The sequence below is a fragment of the Planktothrix serta PCC 8927 genome (assembly GCF_900010725.2).
Taxonomy (GTDB): domain Bacteria; phylum Cyanobacteriota; class Cyanobacteriia; order Cyanobacteriales; family Microcoleaceae; genus Planktothrix; species Planktothrix serta.
Window position 1 is genome coordinate 1 of the sequence record NZ_LR734874.1, and the last position, 15980, is coordinate 15980.

Here is a 15980-nt window from a genome sequence, read left to right on the forward strand (position 1 = left end):
GGAACAGGGAACAGTAAGAAGTGAAAGGGTTTCAGGATTTAAAAATGTCCTAACCGTAATGCGTAGCGCTATATATAAAAAATCCTTTCGTTATTGGGTTTTATCCCAAGGATTTAGGGGCGGTCGCCCAACAAATATTTCTTGAAAATTTTATAAAACAATGAAATCAATTAAAACACTTTGTCCCTTTTGTGGTGTGGGTTGTGGTTTAGAAATTATTTCTACAGCAACGGCCGATCAAGAGATTAAACGGGATGCACAGGGAAACCCGATCTGGAAAGTTAGAGGCGATCGCCAACATCCTTCAAGTCAAGGCATGGTCTGTGTTAAAGGAGCTACTGTCACAGAATCCATTCGCCGGGATCGGCTTTTATATCCGATGATCCGAGAAAGTTTAGATCAACCTTTCCGAAAAGTGAGTTGGGATCAAGCCTTAAATTTGATAGTAGATCGGATCAATACGGTTCGCAGTGAATATGGTTCTGATGCTTTGTGTATGTACGGTTCCGGTCAGTTTGTTACCGAAGATTATTATGTGGCTCAAAAACTGATCAAAGGGTGTTTAGGAACTAATAATTTTGATGCTAATTCTCGTTTATGTATGTCCTCGGCCGTGTCGGGTTATGTTCAAAGTTTGGGTGCTGATGGCCCCCCCTGTTGTTATGAAGATTTAGAATTAACTGATTGTGCTTTTATTGTAGGCAGTAATACCGCCGAATGTCATCCGATTATATTTAATCGTTTAGCCAAATATCATAAAAAAAATCCCGACGTTAAATTAATTGTTGCTGATCCTCGATATACTCAAACTGCCCAAGTCGCCGACCTGCATTTACCCATTCGCCCCGGCACTGATATTGATTTATTTAATGGTATTGGTTATTTATTATTAAGATGGGGAGATATTGATGCGGTTTTTATTGATGAATGTACGCGCAATTTTCAACAATATGCTCAACTTTTACAATCCTATACTCCAGAAATTGTAGCCGAACGGTGTGGAATTACCCTCGAAGATTTAGAAACGGCGGCCCGCTATTGGCAACAATCTAAACGCATTTTATCCCTATGGTCAATGGGATTAAATCAGTCTTCGGAAGGGACTGCAAAAGTGCGATCGCTGATTAATCTACATTTAATGACAGGTCAAATTGGTAAACCCGGTTGTGGCCCCTTTTCCCTGACCGGACAACCGAACGCCATGGGAGGACGGGAAGCCGGAGGACTCGCCCATCTTTTACCGGGTTATCGCTCGGTGACTAACCCCCAACATCGGGCCGAAGTTGAACAGTTTTGGGGTATTCCCGAAGGTCGAATTTCTCCCCACATCGGACGCACCGTTTGGGATATGATTATCGGTTTAGAACAAGATCAAGTGCAGTTTCTCTGGATCGCCGCTACAAACCCTGCTGTGAGTATGCCAGATTTGGAACGCACCAAAGCCGCCCTGTTGAAATCTCCCTTTACCGTTTATCAAGAAGCCTACTATCCTACAGAAACCTCGGCTTACGCCCATGTCCTCCTCCCCGCTACTCAATGGAGTGAAAAAACCGGGGTGATGACCAACTCAGAACGCCGTGTTACCTATTGTCCAGGGTTTGATCAACCTTTGGGAGAAGCTCGACATGACTGGGAGATTTTTGCCGAAGTCGGGCGAAGGTTAGGGTTTAAGGAACAATTTGCTTTCCAAACCTCGGCGGATGTCTATGCTGAATTTGTCCAACTTACCCAAGGTCGTCCCTGTGATCTGTCCGGGTTAAGCCATGAGCGTTTGCAACACCAGGGGCCAACACAATGGCCCTGTCCCGCAGGAAGTACCGAGCCAGGTCGCCAACGCTTATATACTGATAATCATTTTGCTACCCCCGACGGTCGGGCGATTTTTTGCGGATATCATTCTCAAGGGTTAGCCGAACCCTGTGATCCTGATTATCCCTATGTGCTAACAACGGGTCGCCTATATGGTCACTGGCACACCCTTACCCGCACCGGGAGAACCGATAAAATTCAACAAATGCACCCCGACCCGTTTATTGAAATTCATCCCAAGGATGCAGCGAATTTGGGGGTTGAAAATGGCGATCAAGTTGAAGTGCGTTCTCGGCGGGGAAGTTGTCTATTTCCGGCTAAAGTAACCACCTTTATCGCCCCTGGAACCGTATTTGTACCGATGCACTGGGGGGCATTATGGGCTGAGGATGCAGAAGCGAATAATTTAACCCATCCCCACGCCTGTCCTGACTCCCGCCAACCGGAATTAAAAGCTTGTGCTGTTCAACTTATCAGAAAATAGGGTTTAAAGACTTAATATTATCCCTCCAGACTTCAGCCCTTGAAAGATTAAGATATTCGGCATATTCTTTAAGTTGTTGGTATTTTAGTTTATTGGTTGGCTGTATTTTAAAACTAGATCACAACATTAATTTAGATCCAATCACAGCCATGACAGAAACAGTGATTAAACAAGAACAACAACCCGTTGGGTTAGGTAGGATTTTCACCCATTGGCGAGGTGATTTAACCGGGGGAATTACCGCCGCAATTGTAGCTTTACCCTTGGCTTTAGCCTTTGCGGTCGCCAGTGGAGTTGAACCGAAAGCAGGGCTTTATACCGCCATTATCGCCGGAATTGTAGCAGCCGTGTGTGGGGGGTCACAGGTGCAAATTACAGGGCCTACAGGGGCAATGGCGGTGATTCTGATTGGAATTGTCAGTAAATATGGGATTGAGAAAGTTTGGATTGCCGGAGTAATGGCCGGAGTCATTCAAATCGCTTTGGGAGTGACTAAATTAGGTCAAGTCGTTAAATTTATTCCCCATCCAGTCACCACTGGCTTTACGAATGGGATTGCGGTGATTATTTTTTGTAGCCAACTGAATAATTTTTTCGGCTTAGATTTACCTCGAAGTGAACACTTCCTACCCGGACTATTGGATACTTTCAGCCATTTAGAAAATATTAATTGGGAAACGGTCGCCATCGCCAGTGTTGTGATTGTCACCAAACTATTTTGGGCAAAAATCACCCGTCTGATTCCAGGTTCTTTGGTGGGATTAGTCTTAGCAACCGGATTAACGGCCTATTTTCACCTGAATATTCACACAATTGGCGAAATTCCCCAATCTCTCCCCCTTCCTCATGGTATTCCCCATTGGCAAGATTGGGGCTTACTCAGAGAATTGATTAATCCCGCCTTAGCATTAGCAGCGTTAGGGAGTATTGAATCGTTACTGTCGGCGGTCGTCGCTGATGGTATGACCGTTAGCGATAAACACAATAGCAACCGAGAACTGATTGGTCAAGGATTGGCTAATATTGTTGTTCCCTTCTTTGGGGGAATTCCAGCGACTGGAGCCATCGCCCGCACTGCGGTTAACGTGCGCTCTGGGGGTAAGACCCGGCTTTCGGGTGTAATTCATGGTGTTGCTCTGGCTCTGATTGTGGTGGTATTCGCGCCTCTAGCGGCTCAAATTCCCCTAGCCGCCTTAGCTGGAATTTTGATGGTGACGAGTATTAGGATGATTGAGTGGGAAACCATTGGCTTACTGTTGAGATCAGATTACGCTGATTTTGGGGTGATGCTCCTGACTTTGTTAATCACGATTGTCTTTGATTTAATTCTGGCTGTGGAAGTGGGTTTGATTGCTGCGAGTATTTTATTTATTAAGCGGATGAGCGAGCTTGAAATGGCTAAAGTTCCTGAAGCAGAAGCTTTTCCTCCGGGAATTCCACTAGAATTAACTCAAGAAATTGCGGTTTATCGAGTTGATGGCCCTCTATTTTTTGGGGCTGCGGAACGATTTGCGACGTTCTTACGAGAAGAACCTCAAGTCAAGTATTTAATTTTACGATTGCGGTTTGTTCCTAATATTGATACAACCGCATTAGTGGCTCTCGAAGACATCTATCAAGACTTAAAACGTCGAGGTTGTCGTTTGATTTTAAGTGGTCTACAACCTCAAGTTCAGCAGCGTTTAGAACGGAGTGGTCTTTTGGATAAAATTGGTCAAAATAATTGTTTTGAAACGACTGATGCAGCCATTCGCTCTTTACAAGAACCTGTTCAAGAAAAAGTGTTGGAATTTCAAACATGAAAAATGATTTTAAGGGGATTCAAAAATGTTCCTGTCAGGGGAATTGCTCTCATCTGTTGAGTCGTCGTGGGTTTATGCGATCGCTCTTAACAACTGTTGTTTCTATTCCTCTGTTGGAATTTGCTCAACCTGCTTTATCTGCAAATCATCACGCCAAAGCTTTAGTTTTAAGTTGTATTGATTTTCGGTTTATGACCGCAGAACAGCAATTTTTGGCTAATATTTTGCCCCAACAATATGATTGGACGGCTCTGGCGGGTGCTTCCTTAGCCCTGTCTGGCTTTCCCCATGAAGCCGAATCAACGGCTTTTTTAGATCAATTAGATTTATCCTATAAACTCCATTCTATTGAAAAAGTGATCATTTTAGATCATGAAGATTGTGGAGCTTATGCGAGTTTAATTGACCCTAACCTCCATCAAAATCCAGAACGGGAATATCAAGTGCATAGCGATTATTTAAACCAAGCTTATAGAATGATTGATCATCGTTATCCTAATCTGGATGTAGAGCTTTATTTTGTTACCCTAGAGTCGGAATTTCAACTCGTGACTTAGAGATTAGGGAGTTGCGATCACCGTATCTGTACTGCGATTATATTGATGATCATCCCACTCCGTTAACGCACCCTACAAGATCGGCGATCGCACTAATAAACTTCATCATGAGTACCGAGATCAAGTAAAATAATTACTTCTTCTGTGTTATTTTGGCGTTAAAACTAATTCTCTCATTCATTTTCTGTTAAAGTTGCTTGTAATTCTGAAATGATATTTTCTACAGATTGAGGTTTTAATTCTCCACGATGAAAAGAGGTGATCGCTTCTTTTGCATCTTGAGCAATTTCTTCTCTGCGAGTTTCGATCATTTGATTTTTAATGATTTCTAATAACATTTCTCTTTGTTCAAGGGGAAGTTGATTAACTGTTAAAATTGCTTCTTCTAATGTGATCATGATCTTAATAGGATTATGTTCAATATAATTATATCGCCAAACGAGAGCGATCGCACTAGAGTCGGAATTTCAACTCGTGACTCCGAAAACTGTTTTGCCAACATTGAGTTAAATTAATTTAAGTTAGGGGATAGGAGCAAGACTAATATTGCTCCTATTATTAATCACTAAATTAACGACCTCTCGGTAACGTTAACCCTTCCGCAGCCGCCCGATATTCTTCAACACCCTCATTAAAATCAATCGGTAAAACAGCTACCACATTTTCATGGGGACGGGGAATAATCACCCAAGTTTCTAACGCCGCACCATAAGCTTTTTCGACTGCGGCAATTCCGGCATCCATCGCAGTTTTAACTTCGGAAACATCTCCCCGAATCATAATGGTAAATCGGGCACTTCCCGCCCGAATATAGCCCACCAAAGTTACCCGACCCGCTTTAACCATCGCATCTGCTGCGGCTAAAACACCTGGAAATCCTTTCGTTTCTAAAGCTCCAACGGCTTGCTGTGACATTTAATTTCTCCTGAATTAATTAGACTCTAAAGGTGTTGCGATTGAATAGTTTTCGCCAAATTAGAAATTATCTTAAGTGCGGAAACGTTCACTCAGTTCTGTGTAGCCAATTGACATAACATCTACAATGTTCTCAGGGGGGTTAGGAACGACGTAGTAAGTAATTAGTGAACAGCCAAACGTCTTTTCTGCCGCTTCAACACCAGCTTGGACAGCAGGAACCACCTCCGATGTTGGGCCACGAACTGCGACGATAAACTCCCCCCGTTCTGCTAAATCATAGTAAACAAGGGTAACTCGCGCAGCTTTGACCATCGCATCTGCTGCGGCTAAAACCCCTGGAAAACCCAGGGTTTGTATGACACCAACTGCCTCTGGCATTGAAGTCTCCTAGTAAGAACGGAACGCATCAAAACCATTGTACGACCGAATGGTACTGTTACTGTCAAGATAGGTTTGCTGTTATTAGCTATCCGGGGCTTTTGAGCGTAAAATGGACATTATGGAGTAATGATCAATTGAATATGACTCAAGCTCAAGATAGACGGCAATATTAAAAACCATTCATAACTCTTTAATACCCCCTTTATTCCTTAGTGTCTTCGTGTCTTTGTGGTTCCTTAACTAATAGAAAACTGTCTTAATTCCCCAGGAATAACCGCCCCTTTTTCGGTAATAATAGCGGTAATTAATTCGGCGGGAGTGACATCAAAAGCGGGGTTAAAAAAATCTACGCCTTCGGGACAAATTCGCGTTGAACCCACTTGATAAACTTCCCTTGCATCTCGTTCTTCAATGGGAATTTCATCTCCGGTTGCTAATTTAAAATCAACCGTTGATAGGGGTGCAGCCACAAAGAAAGGAACGTTATGGAATTTGGCAACAATTGCTAAACTATAGGTTCCAATTTTATTCGCAGCATCTCCATTCGCAGTAATTCGATCTGCTCCCACAACTACCGCATGAATTAACCCTTGTTTCATACAATAGGCAGCCATATTATCGGAAATTAATGTCACCGGAATATGATCTTGTACACATTCCCAAGTTGTTAATTTTGCCCCTTGTAAACGGGGGCGGGTTTCATCCGCATACACTCGATTTAAGCGTCCAGAATTCCAAGCCGAACGAATCACTCCTAAAGCGGTTCCATAGCCTCCTGTTGCTAAAGCACCTGCATTACAATGGGTGAGAATTGTTAGTTTTTCGGGTGTTTTCGGTAATACCGTTAACCCAGCTTCTCCAATAGCAAAACAGGTTTGAATATCCTCTTCTTTAATCGCATTTGCTTTTTGCAATAAAGCGGTTTTAATCTCGTCAATTGTGCCGGGGGTTTCTGTTGCAGTTTTTAACATTTGATCAATTGCCCAAAATAAATTAACCGCCGTTGGACGAGTGGCTCTTAATACTTGGGCAATTTCTTCTAATTGATTAAAAAATACTTGACGGTCTGAAGTTTTAATCTCCTTTGCGCCTAAACATAACCCATAAGCAGCCGCAATGCCAATGGCAGGGGCACCCCGAACAATCATCGTTTTAATGGCTGTTGCCATTTGTTGATAGGTTGTAACTTCTATTCGGGTATATTCATCGGGAAGACGGGTTTGGTCGATGAGGGAAGCGCGATCGCTTTCCCAAATAATCGGATAAACTTGAGTTAGATTTGAGGTCATTTTGACAGTTAAAGTTAAACGTAGAATATTGTTAGCAGTTATTTAATTATAAACCTAGATTGAACTTTAAGCACTAAAGAATTAAAAGCTAATTTGTTGTTTGCAATAGCTGTGATGCGGTCAAAGGTGACTGTTGGTTATATTCTGATAATAAAGTAGAACCTATTACCTCATCCCCTGTAAATAGAGCTTGTTCATAAAGTCCTGTCACCAGATTAAACACGGTAATTTGTTGTTGTATTGGGTCAATAATCCAATATTCAGGAATACCTCGTGCTTGATATTGCGATCGCTTATAACGATAATCTCGCTGTTCATTTTCCTCGCCTGGACTCACCACTTCCACCACCATCTGAGGCGGTGACATATCTATTGTAATCAAAGAACGACTAGCTCCCTCCATTTCCTGTGCTAAGACTTCTGTTAATATTATTAAATCAGGAACACGCACAGTCGTTCGACTTCCCATAACCGCAAGTTCTGTCTTCATTGTTAATCGAGAAAATGGGATGCCTAATTGGATAAAATAGGCAAACAAAAAACAAGCAATACGTCGATTAATTTCGCTTTCAGTAGGCATTAATAGCAGTCTCCCATCCTCTAGCTCATAACAAGCATCGGTATTATCATCATAACTGAGAAACTCCTCCAAGGACATGATTTTATCAGAAGTTTCGATGCCTATATTTAGTGCATGGGTCATAGTTGCTTGTCCTCCAATCAATCTATATGATGATACTGATAAATTATAGTTAAAATCAAGAAAGTGCTTAGACCTAAATACTGACATTATAACATTTAACTAGGTTAAATTAAGTTTAAGTTTTAATCTCGTCCAAATCGCTGCAATTTTATAACGCAAATATTTAAACGCGGCTTTATATAATCGTTTAAAATCATAATCAAATAAAATCGCCATCATATCTTCTAAAGATAAATCTTTGAGATAGGATACCCCCTTATCAATAGACTGATCACTATATTTTAAATATTTACTTAATCCCATTTGTTCCGACCAATTCCAAGTTCGGGTATATGTTTGTCGAATTTCCTGACGATATCCGGCAAAATCTGTTATTTTTCCCGTAAGATAATCTTGAATATATTGACAAGCAATATTAGCATTTTGCATTCCATGACGAATACCCTCTCCTCCTAACATATTCACCATTGAAACTGCATCTCCAATAGCAATAATATTATCCTGATAATAAAGATCTTCTAACCCACTACAATATTTTAACATTCCCCCATGATGGTTAATCATTTTATAGGAAATTCCCCCTAAATAATCTGTTAACAATAACTCCACATAGAAACGTAAAGTTTGAGTTTTATCAACCCATTCATGGGAACAATTTAATTGAGCAGAGCCCACTTTTAAGCGATTATTTCCCATCGGAAAAATCCAAGAATAACCCCTCGGCATCCAGCGATGACCTAAAAAGAAAATTAAATCCTGAGAATACTGTTGATAATCAGTTTCTGAAAGTTCAATTAAATATTCTATTCCCGTCCCGGTTAAATAATTCGGTTGCAGTTGTTTTTTATTATACATAACTGCCCTAGCTGGGCCTGTCGCATCCACTAATATTTGCGTTTCAACTTGAATGATTTCTCCCGTAGACCGTTGCTTTAATTCAACAATCGTATTTTGATGATTTTTAACATACTGAAGATAACGATATCCCATCCAAACTTCGCCCCCCTGATTTTTAACTTCTGTGGCTAAAAATTCGCGTAATTTAGCAAAATCAAAAACAGCCCCCAAAGGAGTTGGAGACTGCCATTTTTGCTGAACATTCGTAGTAACAATGACTAAATTTTGCCAATAACTGCCGATCACGGTTTCTGGTAAATCGAATTTTTCCAAGGTTTCTAAAGGCGTAGCGGCACTGGAAAAATCATTTTTATAAAAAGTTTCATGTTGTTCAACTAATAACACCTGCTGACCCGCTTGGGTGAGTTTTCTTGCACATTGACCTCCGGCTGGCCCCGCACCAATAACCACAACATCGAAACGTTTCATCGGAATAAAATCTCAATTTTAAACAGCTATTCTAGTTTAACAAATTAGTGTTAATTTTAACCGAGGGTTTGGGGTAGATGCACAGAGGTTGATGTGCTGTGAGCTTCAATTTTTGGGACTGACTTGCGCTTTCTTTTGAGGGGTTTCTAATAGATTTACACCGGATGAAGATGGCAAGATCATAGCATTGAAAGCCGGAACTTGACAGGTGGTAATATTAGCTTTGGGTAAGCAAGCAATAGGTTGAGTCGCCAGGGAAGAAATGACAACAAATTCGCCCTCTAAAACAAAATCATCGGCATTTAAAACGACCCCTAAAATTTCCTGAGTAGATTTGATTTTAATCACGGCATCATCCGACCGTCCATCCTGATCAAAATCCATCAATTCTGTATAGTCTAAATCATCTTCACTGATACCATCTGTTAAGCCAATTTTATCTCCATCATTAAACCAATCAAAATGAGAAATCACGGAAACATCAGATATATTATGGGTTGCATCTTGAGTTTTTAGAATAAATATATCGGTATTACCGTTACTACTCGGTGTTTGTGCGTTTCCCGTCATTGGCATAAATAAACTAATCACAATGGGAAAAATTGTGGCAATTAAAAAGGTGCGAACTCGGTTGGAAATCATACATTTTCCTAATGCTTTGATTTCACTCTACGCAAGGGTTTAATTGATTTCTGGCGGGTGAGTGCTACTATTCAAAGTTCTACAGGGTTGATGAGGTTTTCTGAGGGTCTAGGAAAAGAGATAACCCTGATTTTGCTTGAGTTTATTCGGGTTTCAGGTGCGTTATCTGTTTATAGCGGAGTAGACAGTTGGGAAATTGGAAAGTTTGGCTTTACATTTCTATAGGTTTGTCAACAAACTATTTAAGAATAGTATAGTAGGATGGGCTACGCCCATCAATCCACTATCTACAAGGTTAAAACTTAACTGAATAGTCTAACGGTTCTAATTGTGAGAGCAATTTTCAAGATAGATCTAATAGATCAGGGGTTGAGTTGTGAAAAAGATCATGGTATAATTGCTTCTGATAGAATGAATTATGATTTAAAGACAAGACCTTCGGGGTATTCATAAAATCCCTTAGCGATTTTCCCTAACGGCGTTATAATTCTTAACTGATTAAACTTTGAAAATTGACTCTATAGTATCTCATGAACCTAGCCTATATTTTGAAGGACTCGAATTACAAGCTATCACAGTTTAACTCTACAGAAATTGAACAACTAGAACAGTCAATTATCCTCAAGTCCACTAAAAGTGGTGAAACTCCCTACACGGTTTGTTTGGTTCGCAAAAAGGAAATTAAACTTACACCAGAAGAAGCAATTCGGCAATTATATTTACGAGTGTTAACGGGACGCTTTCACTATCCAATTGATCGTATTCAAGTAGAATATGGGGTGAATTTTGGGCGGGAAGTAAAACGGGCTGATATTGTGATCATGGATAAAGATCGCCGGGATGCTATTTATATTCTGGTCGAACTAAAAAAACCTAAATTGAAGGATGGTAAAGAACAGTTACGCTCCTATTGTAATGCTACGGGTGCACCGATCGGTATTTGGACAAATGGCGATCAAATTACCCGCTATCAACGCAAAGATCCTAATTTCTTTGAATTAATTCCTGAAATTCCGACGGCAAATCAAACCTTAGCGGATGTTTTGCAAAAGAGTTTCACTTTAGATGATCTGAAAAAATTGAGTCAAGAGGAAAAACAGCGATCGCTTAAAGAAGTAATTGCAGAAATGGAAGATGAGGTATTAGCTAATGCTGGAGTAGATGTATTTGAAGAAGTATTTAAACTAATTTTTACAAAACTTTATGATGAATGGATGTCTGGGCGTAAGGGACAGAGTGGAAAACGACAATTACAGTTTTTTAATTCTGGGCAAAAGGCTTCAAACTGAAAAACTAAGTGCAGGAAGTGTCCAAGCAGAACTATACCCAAAAGATATTGATAACTTTGTTATTCCTTTTATTTCAGGAGATAAGCAGCAGCAAATTATAGATAAATACGTTATGTCTCTTGAACAAAAACAAAAATCCAAACAACTCCTAGAAATTGCTAAAATAGGAGTAGAACAAGCAATTGAAACCGATGAAGAGACAGCGACTATTTGGATCAATCAACAACTTGAAAAGTTAGGAATCAATCTAAAAACTACCACTTAAACCATCTTGGAGTAGCAATGAAAGCAGTTAAAGTCATGGCAATGATTAATGATCAAGGACAACTAACCTTGGATCATCCTCTCATAACCGATAAAAATAGCCGTGTAGAAGTCATTGTTCTAATTCCAGAACAGACAGATCTAAATGATAAATATCAAGCAGAAGTCTTAGCAGATTTTCGGCAAGCTTGGCAGGAAGCAATGACTGGACAAACTATTCCAGTTGCTCAACTTTGGGAAGGAATTGAAGATGTCTAAGCAGCCTTTAATTCAAGTTGAAGTTTCGTCAACATTCAAACGAAATATACGCACTCTTGCTAAGAAATATCGCAGTATTCGGAATGATATACAACCCATCATCGAACAACTTGAGCGCGGAGAGTTACTAGGAGATCAAATACCGGAAATTGGTTATACAGTCTTCAAGCTAAGAGTCCGAAATAGCGACATTCAAAAAGGTAAAAGTGGTGGCTACCGTCTAATTTACTATATCAAAACAGCAACGGCAATTATTTTACTGACGATTTACGCCAAATCTGAACAAGTCGATATTGCCACAGATGATATTCGGAGCATCATTAGAGAATTTGAACAACAGGCGACAGACAGTAAAGAGGATGTCTAAACAACTCCTATAAATTGCTAAAATAGGAGTAAAATGAACGATCAAAAAAGACAGCGACTATTGGGATCAATCAGCAACTTAAACGATTAGGAGTCAACCTGCCATGATTGCTCAAACTGAGACAAAAAACTACACCCCTGAAGAATATTTAGAACTTGAAATTGCCTCCGAAACCCGCAACGAATACCGCAATGGAGAAATTATTCCGATGACTGGTGGAACACCCGACCATAACGAAATTGCAGGAAACCTTCACACTTTGCTTAAACTGGCCTTAAGAGGTCAATCTTATCGCATTTTTATCACAGATCAACGCCTTTGGATTCCAGAGGTTAGCCTCTATACCTATCCTGATGTAATGGTACTTCAAAAGCCGATAGAACTGCAAATCGGACGCAAAGACACGGTATTAAATCCTGGCTTTATTGCGGAAGTTCTATCTAAATCGACCCAAAACTATGATCGTAGTGAAAAATTTGCTTCCTATCGCACCATTCCCACTTTCCAAGAATATCTGTTAATCGATCAATATCGAATTCATGTCGAACACTATGTTAAAACTGATGTCAATCAATGGATTTTTTCAGAATATGATGATCCCAATGTTACCCTATCCTTTAGTAACTTTGAAACGCAAATTTTAATCGCCGATCTCTATGAAAATATCGACTTCAATAACCAATAATAAAACTTGAAATGTTAGAAATTAATCTAAAACAGTAATAATAAAATCATGAAAAATAGAGAATTTTACGTTGTTATTAAACGAGATGAAGATGGAATTTATATTGGTGAAGTTCCACAACTAAAGGCTTGCTATAGCCAAGGAGAAACCATTGATGAACTCATCCAAAATATCCGTGAAGTGATTGAAATGTGTCTTGAAGAATTAGAAGAAGAGTCAATTACCGAGTTTATTGGCGTACTGCCCTAAATTGTTAAAATCAGAGTATAAACAATGTAACCTAATCTATTTGTAGGGTGGTTAAGTGTTAAGTCAAGCACCCCACAAATTTTCCTAAAACTTAAACCGCAACTTTTTGACCGAGTTTTTCAGAAGCGGCAATTACTTCTTGTCTTGCCCAACGATCTGCTTCTATAATATCTTCTAAAGTCGGTTCTTGACGGTTATCAATGCGATGGCGATCGCAAGTTGATTCAATCACACGGGGAATATCTAAAAACTCAATTTTTTCTTCTAAAAATAAAGCAACCGCTTGTTCATTTGCTGCATTTAAAACCGCAGGCATCGATCCCCCAGCCCTGCCCGCAGCATAAGCTAAAGACATACAAGGATATTTTTGATCATCCGGCGCTTTAAACGTTAAACTTCCGGCTTTCACCAGATCTAAACGTTCCCAATTTGTATAAATTCGTTCCGGCCAAGACATGGCATATAATATCGGTAAACGCATATCCGGCCAACCCAATTGCGCTAAAACAGACGTATCTTGTAACTCAATTAATGAATGAATAATACTTTGAGGATGAATCACAATTTCAATATCATTATAATCCAATCCAAACAAGAAATGAGCTTCAATGACTTCTAACCCTTTATTCATCATGGTTGCTGAATCAACGGTGATTTTTTTCCCCATTGACCAGTTAGGATGGGTAATCGCATCCGCTACTTTCACTTCTTTTAATTTCTCAACAGGCCAATCTCGAAAAGCACCCCCAGAAGCGGTTAAAATAATTTTTCTTAATCCCCCTTTTGGTACTCCTTGTAAACATTGAAAAATCGCTGAATGTTCCGAGTCCGCAGGTAATAATTTAACCCCATGTTTTTCGATTAAAGGATTGACAACGGGCCCCCCAGCAATTAAAGTTTCTTTATTAGCGAGGGCGATATCTTTTCCGGCTTCAATGGCGGCAATAGTCGGTAATAAACCCGCACAACCGACAATTCCGGTGACAACGGCTTCTGAGTCTCCATAGCGGGCGACTTCGATAATTCCCTCGTCTCCGGCTAACAAGATCGGTTGGGGGTTGACATCGGCGATGAGAGCTTTTAAGTCGGGTAATTGGTCGGGATCACAAATCGCAACAATTTGAGGGCGAAAGGCTCGAATTTGTTGGGCTAACAGGGTGATATTGCGTCCGGCGGCGAGTCCGACAATCCGAAACTGTTCGGGAGATTCTGCTACAATGTCTAAGGTTTGAGTCCCGATGGAACCTGTCGAACCCAAAAGTGTAATTGCTTTCATCTTTATTTTAAGAATTATTTGATATAACCATAGTACGATGGTTGATCCCCATTACTGAATTCCTCTTAAAATTGCGCTAGGATTGTTGAGAACAACACAGAATAATATTCCCTATTCTACTGTTCAGAAGATTCACACTCAGGTAGACTAAATTTCGGTGTGAATCATGAACAAAATGCAAACCTACCCAGACCATCCCGAACCTTCGCCAGCAAAAGAGACTAATGGCTTATTTTCTCTTTCAATCTGGAAAATCATGGGAATAGGAACAATTATTCTATTTTTGTATAGCAGTCTGCGTCATTTTTTATTTCAATCGACGGCTTATGATCTAGGAATTTATGATCAAATTATATACTTAATTAGTCAAGGAAGTCAACCCCTTTCTTCCTTTTTAGGGTTTCATTTTTTAGGAGATCATGGGGCGATCGCCATTTATCCTTTAGCCTTATTATACAAGATTTATCCTAGTGTTTATTGGTTGTTTTTAGTTCAAGCAATTTGTTTGGGTTCCGCCTCTGGATTCACTTGGAAATTAGCGCGTTTAGCCGGATTAAATCAACGGTTAGCATTAGCGGTTGCGATCGCCTATTTACTCTATCCTGAAATTTTTAATATTAATTTATTTGATTTTCACCCCGATGTTTTAGCAGTCCCGGCAATTTTTGGAGCTATTTTAGCCGCAAAACAGAAAAAAATCCTCTGGTTTATTGTAGCAATTCTTTGGATATTAGCCTGTAAAGCCGTTTTAGGATTAACGGTAATTGCGATTGGATTTTGGTTAATCTTTTTTGAACAAAGGCGTTTTTTAGGAATGATAGCGATCGCATTAGGAATCACTGGGTTTTTACTGGTGACTCAAATTATGATTCCGTTTTATAGTGGTCAAGAAGCCGCCGGAGTCTCTCGATATGACTATTTAGGGAATTCAGTTTTAGAGGTTATTTTTAATACTTTTCTCAAACCTCAATTGATTTTAGGAAAATTATTTTCAATCACTACTTGGGTTTATCTCTTAGAGTTTAGTGTAGCTGTCCTTTGGTGGTTAAATCCTCAAAAATTTATCGCTTTAATTCCGGCTATTCCAACTTTATTACTCAATATATTATCCGTTGACCCCATGCAACGCAGTTTAATCTATCAATATTCCCTTCCAGCGTTACCGTTTTTATTCTTAGTAATGATTAGAACTTTAGCAGCAGAAAAGCCGGGACTCGCCAATAGTTTATGGGATTTAGGGAATAAATTTCAGAAGCATACCTTCTCTAACTTCTCCCATCTGTTCACCATTCCCAATGCAAAACTCCCGCAATGGATTGTACTTTGGTCAAGTTTAATCTTCTTATTATGGGGAGATCATACCCAAGTTTTAGGCTATTTTACTCGCATTGATAATTGGTCAGCAACCCGAAATGCAGTAGCAGAAATTCAAACTCAAGGAGGAGTTTTAACCGATAACCGACTTGCACCCCATTTCACCCATCGAGAAACCATTAAATTACTTAATCAAGTGTCACCAGATTTTGATTTAAAAGAATTTGATTATGTAATTTTAAATTTACGTCATCCTTGGCCGGATACGAAAGATTTAGGGGAAAAATATGTAACTCAATTGAAAGCAAAATCCAATTTTAAATTATCCTATCAAAAAGATGATGTGTTAGTATTTAAACGGATTTAA

At 39.7% G+C, this 15980-nt stretch carries 18 protein-coding genes; 10 read left to right on the plus strand and 8 right to left on the minus strand.

Annotated features, from left to right (window positions below):
* Window positions 1-160 precede the first annotated feature (160 nt).
* From PL8927_RS14545 to PL8927_RS14555, 3 genes are all read left to right on the plus strand, one after another.
* On the plus strand, window positions 161-2293 hold the full coding sequence (locus PL8927_RS14545; protein ID WP_083622810.1) for a molybdopterin oxidoreductase family protein: 2133 nt from the start codon (window positions 161-163) through the stop codon (window positions 2291-2293).
* Between the two features lie 149 nt (window positions 2294-2442).
* Complete coding sequence (locus PL8927_RS14550; RefSeq protein WP_083622928.1) at window positions 2443-4095, plus strand: SulP family inorganic anion transporter; 1653 nt, start codon at window positions 2443-2445, stop codon at window positions 4093-4095.
* Entirely contained in the window at window positions 4092-4652 is a 561-nt protein-coding gene (locus tag PL8927_RS14555) for a carbonic anhydrase (RefSeq protein WP_197047423.1), read from the plus strand. The genes PL8927_RS14550 and PL8927_RS14555 overlap by 4 nt, the downstream gene beginning before the upstream one ends.
* 173 nt (window positions 4653-4825) lie before the next feature.
* Here PL8927_RS14555 and PL8927_RS14560 read toward each other — a convergent pair whose 3' ends face one another.
* The 7 genes from PL8927_RS14560 to PL8927_RS14590 form a co-directional block, all read right to left on the minus strand.
* On the minus strand, window positions 4826-5050 hold the full coding sequence (locus PL8927_RS14560) for a hypothetical protein (protein ID WP_083622812.1): 225 nt from the start codon (window positions 5048-5050) through the stop codon (window positions 4826-4828).
* A gap of 172 nt (window positions 5051-5222) precedes the next feature.
* Window positions 5223-5567 carry a carbon dioxide-concentrating mechanism protein CcmK gene (locus tag PL8927_RS14565; RefSeq protein ID WP_083622813.1) on the minus strand — a complete coding sequence of 115 codons (345 nt, stop codon included), beginning with the start codon at window positions 5565-5567 and terminating at the stop codon, window positions 5223-5225.
* 72 nt (window positions 5568-5639) lie between these two features.
* On the minus strand, window positions 5640-5948 hold the full coding sequence (locus tag PL8927_RS14570; protein WP_072720429.1) for a BMC domain-containing protein: 309 nt from the start codon (window positions 5946-5948) through the stop codon (window positions 5640-5642).
* Between the two features lie 239 nt (window positions 5949-6187).
* On the minus strand, window positions 6188-7240 hold the full coding sequence (gene mtnA / locus PL8927_RS14575; RefSeq protein WP_083622815.1) for an S-methyl-5-thioribose-1-phosphate isomerase: 1053 nt from the start codon (window positions 7238-7240) through the stop codon (window positions 6188-6190).
* Between the two features lie 88 nt (window positions 7241-7328).
* Window positions 7329-7943 carry a Uma2 family endonuclease gene (locus PL8927_RS14580; RefSeq protein ID WP_231506020.1) on the minus strand — a complete coding sequence of 205 codons (615 nt, stop codon included), beginning with the start codon at window positions 7941-7943 and terminating at the stop codon, window positions 7329-7331.
* 99 nt (window positions 7944-8042) lie between these two features.
* Window positions 8043-9269: an NAD(P)/FAD-dependent oxidoreductase gene (locus PL8927_RS14585; protein WP_083622817.1), complete on the minus strand. Its 1227-nt coding sequence runs from the start codon at window positions 9267-9269 to the stop codon at window positions 8043-8045.
* Between the two features lie 105 nt (window positions 9270-9374).
* Window positions 9375-9911, minus strand: a complete 537-nt coding sequence (locus PL8927_RS14590; protein WP_083622819.1) for a hypothetical protein — start codon at window positions 9909-9911, stop codon at window positions 9375-9377.
* A 530-nt stretch (window positions 9912-10441) separates the two neighbouring features.
* Here PL8927_RS14590 and PL8927_RS14595 point away from each other — a divergent pair.
* The 6 genes from PL8927_RS14595 (at window position 10442) to PL8927_RS14620 (ending at window position 13023) form a co-directional block, all read left to right on the plus strand.
* Window positions 10442-11200 carry a type I restriction enzyme HsdR N-terminal domain-containing protein gene (locus tag PL8927_RS14595; protein ID WP_083622820.1) on the plus strand — a complete coding sequence of 253 codons (759 nt, stop codon included), beginning with the start codon at window positions 10442-10444 and terminating at the stop codon, window positions 11198-11200.
* Window positions 11148-11465 carry a hypothetical protein gene (locus PL8927_RS14600; protein WP_156093200.1) on the plus strand — a complete coding sequence of 106 codons (318 nt, stop codon included), beginning with the start codon at window positions 11148-11150 and terminating at the stop codon, window positions 11463-11465. Before PL8927_RS14595 ends, PL8927_RS14600 begins: the two co-directional genes overlap by 53 nt.
* Window positions 11466-11482: 17 nt before the next feature.
* Window positions 11483-11722 carry a type II toxin-antitoxin system RelN family antitoxin gene (locus tag PL8927_RS14605; protein ID WP_083622822.1) on the plus strand — a complete coding sequence of 80 codons (240 nt, stop codon included), beginning with the start codon at window positions 11483-11485 and terminating at the stop codon, window positions 11720-11722.
* Entirely contained in the window at window positions 11715-12089 is a 375-nt protein-coding gene (locus PL8927_RS14610) for a type II toxin-antitoxin system RelE family toxin (protein ID WP_083622824.1), read from the plus strand. Before PL8927_RS14605 ends, PL8927_RS14610 begins: the two co-directional genes overlap by 8 nt.
* A 103-nt stretch (window positions 12090-12192) precedes the next feature.
* Window positions 12193-12774: a Uma2 family endonuclease gene (locus PL8927_RS14615; RefSeq protein ID WP_083622827.1), complete on the plus strand. Its 582-nt coding sequence runs from the start codon at window positions 12193-12195 to the stop codon at window positions 12772-12774.
* Window positions 12775-12822: 48 nt separating this feature from the next.
* Complete coding sequence (locus PL8927_RS14620) at window positions 12823-13023, plus strand: type II toxin-antitoxin system HicB family antitoxin (protein ID WP_083622829.1); 201 nt, start codon at window positions 12823-12825, stop codon at window positions 13021-13023.
* Window positions 13024-13114: 91 nt separating this feature from the next.
* Here PL8927_RS14620 and dxr read toward each other — a convergent pair whose 3' ends face one another.
* Window positions 13115-14299: a 1-deoxy-D-xylulose-5-phosphate reductoisomerase gene (dxr, locus tag PL8927_RS14625; protein WP_083622831.1), complete on the minus strand. Its 1185-nt coding sequence runs from the start codon at window positions 14297-14299 to the stop codon at window positions 13115-13117.
* Between the two features lie 166 nt (window positions 14300-14465).
* Between dxr and PL8927_RS14630 the strand changes: the two genes are divergently transcribed.
* Window positions 14466-15980, plus strand: a complete 1515-nt coding sequence (locus PL8927_RS14630) for a DUF2079 domain-containing protein (protein ID WP_231506021.1) — start codon at window positions 14466-14468, stop codon at window positions 15978-15980.

What these genes read in the sequence shown, in the direction of transcription:
- PL8927_RS14545 (WP_083622810.1), top strand. Translation starts at nt 161, where the DNA reads ATGAAATCAATTAAAACACTTTGTCCCTTTTGTGGTGTGGGTTGTGGT.
- PL8927_RS14550 (WP_083622928.1), top strand. Translation starts at nt 2,443, where the DNA reads ATGACAGAAACAGTGATTAAACAAGAACAACAACCCGTTGGGTTAGGT.
- PL8927_RS14555 (WP_197047423.1), top strand. Translation starts at nt 4,092, where the DNA reads ATGAAAAATGATTTTAAGGGGATTCAAAAATGTTCCTGTCAGGGGAAT.
- PL8927_RS14560 (WP_083622812.1), bottom strand. Translation starts at nt 5,050, where the DNA reads ATGATCACATTAGAAGAAGCAATTTTAACAGTTAATCAACTTCCCCTT.
- PL8927_RS14565 (WP_083622813.1), bottom strand. Translation starts at nt 5,567, where the DNA reads ATGTCACAGCAAGCCGTTGGAGCTTTAGAAACGAAAGGATTTCCAGGT.
- PL8927_RS14570 (WP_072720429.1), bottom strand. Translation starts at nt 5,948, where the DNA reads ATGCCAGAGGCAGTTGGTGTCATACAAACCCTGGGTTTTCCAGGGGTT.
- mtnA (WP_083622815.1), bottom strand. Translation starts at nt 7,240, where the DNA reads ATGACCTCAAATCTAACTCAAGTTTATCCGATTATTTGGGAAAGCGAT.
- PL8927_RS14580 (WP_231506020.1), bottom strand. Translation starts at nt 7,943, where the DNA reads ATGACCCATGCACTAAATATAGGCATCGAAACTTCTGATAAAATCATG.
- PL8927_RS14585 (WP_083622817.1), bottom strand. Translation starts at nt 9,269, where the DNA reads ATGAAACGTTTCGATGTTGTGGTTATTGGTGCGGGGCCAGCCGGAGGT.
- PL8927_RS14590 (WP_083622819.1), bottom strand. Translation starts at nt 9,911, where the DNA reads ATGATTTCCAACCGAGTTCGCACCTTTTTAATTGCCACAATTTTTCCC.
- PL8927_RS14595 (WP_083622820.1), top strand. Translation starts at nt 10,442, where the DNA reads ATGAACCTAGCCTATATTTTGAAGGACTCGAATTACAAGCTATCACAG.
- PL8927_RS14605 (WP_083622822.1), top strand. Translation starts at nt 11,483, where the DNA reads ATGAAAGCAGTTAAAGTCATGGCAATGATTAATGATCAAGGACAACTA.
- PL8927_RS14610 (WP_083622824.1), top strand. Translation starts at nt 11,715, where the DNA reads ATGTCTAAGCAGCCTTTAATTCAAGTTGAAGTTTCGTCAACATTCAAA.
- PL8927_RS14615 (WP_083622827.1), top strand. Translation starts at nt 12,193, where the DNA reads ATGATTGCTCAAACTGAGACAAAAAACTACACCCCTGAAGAATATTTA.
- PL8927_RS14620 (WP_083622829.1), top strand. Translation starts at nt 12,823, where the DNA reads ATGAAAAATAGAGAATTTTACGTTGTTATTAAACGAGATGAAGATGGA.
- dxr (WP_083622831.1), bottom strand. Translation starts at nt 14,299, where the DNA reads ATGAAAGCAATTACACTTTTGGGTTCGACAGGTTCCATCGGGACTCAA.
- PL8927_RS14630 (WP_231506021.1), top strand. Translation starts at nt 14,466, where the DNA reads ATGAACAAAATGCAAACCTACCCAGACCATCCCGAACCTTCGCCAGCA.